The 4,501-nt window shown below is 68.4% G+C and carries 2 protein-coding genes; both read left to right on the top strand.

Going from position 1 to position 4,501, the window contains the following annotated elements; genetic code table 11:
- Window positions 1-36 precede the first annotated feature (36 nt).
- The gene (locus tag ACIA6B_RS32460) at window positions 37-3,708 is read left to right on the top strand and encodes an SDR family NAD(P)-dependent oxidoreductase (RefSeq protein WP_396779301.1); all 3,672 of its coding nucleotides are present in this window, start codon (window positions 37-39) and stop codon (window positions 3,706-3,708) included.
- Window positions 3,705-4,501 (top strand): beta-ketoacyl synthase N-terminal-like domain-containing protein (locus ACIA6B_RS32465; protein WP_396779303.1); only part of this gene is annotated, 797 nt, incomplete at its 3' end. The genes ACIA6B_RS32460 and ACIA6B_RS32465, both read left to right, overlap by 4 nt.

The following is a 4,501-nucleotide window of genomic DNA, read 5'->3' on the forward strand; positions in this document are numbered from 1 at the left end:
CGGGGGTTGGGTCAGGGTTCGGTTGATCATCCGTTGTTGCGTGCGGCGGTGTCGTTGGCTGATGGGGACGCGGTGGTGTTGACCGGCCGGTTGTCGCTGTCGGGGCAGCCGTGGTTGGCCGATCATGCGGTGTTGGGTGCGGTGTTGTTGGCGGGCACGGCGTTCGTGGAACTGGTGATGTACGCCGGGGACCAGATCGGCTGTGGCGTGGTGCAGGAGTTGACGCTGCAGACCCCGTTGCTGCTGCCGGAGCAGGGTGGGGTGCAGGTGCAGGTGTGGGTCGGTGACCCCGACCGGGACGGTCGACGGCCGGTCAACGTGTACTCCCGGCCCGAAGGCGCGGAGGGTGTGGAGGGGTCGTGGATTCGGCATGCCACGGGTGTGTTGAGTCCGCAGGCGGGTCGGGTGCCGTCCGGGTTGGGGCAGTGGCCGCCGGCTGACGCGCGGCCGGTGGCAGTGGACGGTCTGTATGAGCGGTTGGCCGACGGCGGGTACGTGTACGGGCCGGTGTTCCAAGGGCTGCGGGCGGTGTGGCGTTCCGACCGGGATGTGTTTGCGGAGGTGACCCTGCCCGAGGGCGTCGAGACCGGTGGGTTCGGGTTGCATCCGGCGGTGTTGGACGCGGCGTTGCACCCGATCGGGTTGACCGGCCTGCTCGGCGACGATGATGGCGGGGCGGTGTTGCCGTTCGCGTGGAGTGGGGTGCGGTTGCACGCGACCGGGGCGACCACGCTACGGGTCCGGCTCACACCAGCCGACGACGGCGGGGCTATCGCGGTGGCGGTGTTTGACACCGCGGGCCAGCCGGTGCTGACCGCGGACTCGTTGGTGTTGCGGCCGGTGACCGCCGACCAGTTGGGCGCCGGGATGCCGGATGCGGCGCAGTCGCTGTTCGCGGTGGAGTGGGTGCCGCTGCCGGACGCGGAGCCTGACACCACGGCGGCGGCTACCGAGCTGGTCTGGGCGTGGCATGGGCAGGTTGAGGGTGAGCTGCCTGCGGTGGTGGTCGCTGAGCTACCAGCTTTAGACGGTGCGGTGGGTGTTGTCGAGGCCACGCACGCGGCGAGCACGGTGGTGTTGGGCTGGGTCCAGGACTGGTTGGCCGATGCGGGCACGGACGGTTCCCGGCTGGTGGTGCTCACCCGTGGTGCTACTGATGCCAGTGATTTGGCCGCGGCTGCGGTGTGGGGTCTGGTCCGCTCCGCGCAGTCCGAACACCCCGACCGGTTCGTCCTGCTCGACCTCGACGACGACATCCACCGTGACGAGATGGGCAGAATCCTCACCGCGGTGCTCGACAGCGGCGAGCCGGAGATCGCGGTACGCGCCGGTGTCCTGTACACCCGGCGGTTGACCCGAGCCGGTGGTACCGGCCGGCTGTCCCTGCCCGGCGCTGAGCGGTTGTCGTGGCGTATCGATGTGTCGGAGCCAGGCAGTCTGGACAACCTCACGGTAGTGGACTATCCGGAGGCGGTGGCGCCGCTGGCGGTTGGGCAGGTGCGGGTGGGGGTGCGAGCGGCGGGGTTGAACTTCCGCGACGTGTGGCTCGGGCTGGGTATGTCGCCGGATCCGACCGCGGTGATGGGTAGTGAGGCGGCGGGGGTGGTGCTCGAGACCGCCCCGGACGTGACCGGGATGGTGGTCGGGGACCGGGTGTTCGGGATGTTCAACGGGGCGTTGGGGCCGGTGGCGGTCACTGATCATCGTCTCCTGGCCCGGATCCCACAGGGCTGGTCGTTTACTCGAGCGGCGTCGATGCCGATCGTGTTTCTGACCGCGTTCTACGCGTTGCGGGATCTGGCCGGTGTGCGGGCGGGGCAGCGGATCCTCATCCACGCCGCCGCCGGTGGGGTGGGTATGGCCGCGGTGCAACTGGCGCGGGCGTGGGGGTTGCAGGTGTACGCCACTGCCAGCGCCGGCAAGTGGGACACCCTGCGCCAAATGGGTGTGGACGATACGCACCTAGCCTCCTCCCGCGATCTGGACTTCCGCCACAGCTTCCTGACCGCGACCGGGGGAGAGGGGGTGGACGTGGTGCTCAACGCCCTGACCTGGGAGTTCGTGGATGCGTCACTGGACTTGCTGCCCCGTGGCGGCTGGTTCGTGGAGATGGGTAAGACCGACGTGCGGGACCCGGTGCGGGTTGCCACGGACCACCCCGGAGTGGCGTACCAGGCGTTCAACTTGCCCGACGTCGGTGCTGACCGGATCGGGCAGATGCTGGCCGAGATCCTGGATATGTTCGCCGCGGAAGTCCTGCAGCCACTTCCCGTGAAAGTATTCGAATCAGCCCAAGCGCTGCAGGCCCTTCGTTACCTGCAGGCGGCCCGCCACGTAGGCAAGGTGGTGCTGCGGCTGCCGGCCGGGCTGGACCCGCGTGGCACGGTGGTGGTCACTGGTGGGACGGGGGTGTTGGGTGGGTTGGTGGCCCGGCATCTGGTCACCGCGCACGGGGTCAGGCACTTGTTGTTGTTGTCCCGGCGGGGTCCGGCCGCGGCGGGGGCGGCGGAGCTGGTCGGTGAGCTGACCGGGTTGGGCGCCCAGGTTCAGGTGGTGGCGTGTGACGTCGCTGACCGGGACGCGCTGGCTGAGGTGTTGGCAGGGGTGCCGGTCGAGCATCCGGTGGTGGGGGTGGTGCACACCGCCGCAGTCCTCGACGACGGGGTGGTCGAGGCGTTGACGCCGCAGCGGCTGGAGACCGTACTGCTGGCCAAAGCTGACGCGGCGTGGTGGCTGCATGAGCTGACCCGCGACTTGGATCTGGGATTGTTCGTGGTGTATTCGTCGGCGGCGGCCACCCTCGGGTCACCCGGGCAGGGAAACTACGCCGCGGCCAACGCCGTCCTGGACGCCCTGGCACTGCGACGGCAGTCCGAGGGTCTGGTCGGGCAGTCGTTGGCGTGGGGGCTGTGGGCCCAGCAGTCAGCCATGACTGGACACCTCGACGAGGCCGACCTGGACCGGATGCGACGCAACGGCATCCTTGCCCTCTCCTCCGAGCAGGGCCTGGCGTTGTTCGACGCGGCAGTACGTACTCACCAGCCGCAGCTCGTACCGATCCGGGTGGACCTGGCCGCGCTCCGTCGTAGCGGAGCCGGTGGTGTGCCACCGGTATGGCGGACATTGGCCGGCGGCCCGGCCCGCCGGACGGCGACCACAACCGACGCCCGGATGGACCTGACCACCAGGCTGGCCGCTATGGAGGTCGAGGAACGCCAGCGAACAGTCCTGGAACTGGTACGGGCACAAGCCGCCGTCGTACTCGGCCATCCCGAGCCAACGACGATCGACCCGGACAGCGCGTTCCGCGAACTCGGTTTCGACTCGCTGACCGCGGTGGAGTTGCGTAACCGGTTAGCCACCGCGATCGGGCTGTCGTTGCCGGCCACGCTGGTCTTCGACTACCCCACCCCCGCCGAACTCAGCCGCGAGCTATGGACGCGAGTTGCGCCTGAGGAAAATGCGCCCGTAAATACTCTGGAGTCCGACTTGGACCGGATCGAGCAGGCCATACGCACGTTGACCCCGGGAGATGGCAGAGATCCGACGAAGCTGGCGGGTCGCCTGCGTGAGCTGGTACGCAGGATCGAGGCCCAGGCGGGCGGCCCCGGGGCAACCCCGGCGATCGACACCTATGCAGCCTCAGATGACGAGCTGTTCGACGTTCTCGACAAGATCGCAAGCTCCGAGGGAGGGCGAACGGCGTGAGCAACGATGAGAAGCTGCGGACATATCTGCGACAGGCCACGGACAACCTGCTGGAGACCCGGCGACGCCTGCAGGAGATTCAGGATCAGGTGACTGAGCCCATCGCCGTGGTCTCGATGGCCTGCCGGTTCTCGGCCGGCATAGATACCCCGGAACAGCTCTGGGATCTCCTTGCCACGGGTGGCGACGCCATCGGGCCATGGCCGATGGATCGGGGTTGGGATGTCGGGTCGTTGTATGACCCGGATCCGGCGCGGTCGGGGACCAGTTATGTCCGCGAGGGTGGGTTTCTGACTGACGTGGCGTTGTTCGATGCGGGGTTTTTCGGGATCAGTCCGCGTGAGGCTGTGGCGATGGATCCGCAGCAGCGGTTGTTGTTGGAGGTCTCGTGGGAGGCGTTGGAGCGGGCGGGGATCGACCCGTCAGGGCTGCGTGGGTCGGACACGGGTGTGTATGTGGGTACCACCGGTCAGGATTACATCTCGATAGTCGGTGATGCGCAGACCGGCAGTGAGGGGCATCTGCTGACCGGTAATGCGGCCAGTGTGATGTCCGGGCGGGTGGCGTACACCCTGGGCTTGGAGGGCCCGGCGGTGTCGGTGGATACGGCGTGTTCGTCGTCGTTGGTGGCGGTGCATTTGGCGGCGCAGGCGTTGCGCTCGGGTGAGTGCTCGATGGCCCTGGCCGGCGGCGCAGCAGTGATGGCCACGCCGGGGGCGTTCGTGGAGTTTTCCCGGCAGGGTGGGTTGGCTGCTGATGGGCGGTGTAAGCCGTTTGCGGATGCGGCTGATGG

Origin of the sequence: Micromonospora sp. NPDC051141, from assembly GCF_044455765.1 — a bacterium.
Taxonomy (GTDB): domain Bacteria; phylum Actinomycetota; class Actinomycetes; order Mycobacteriales; family Micromonosporaceae; genus Micromonospora.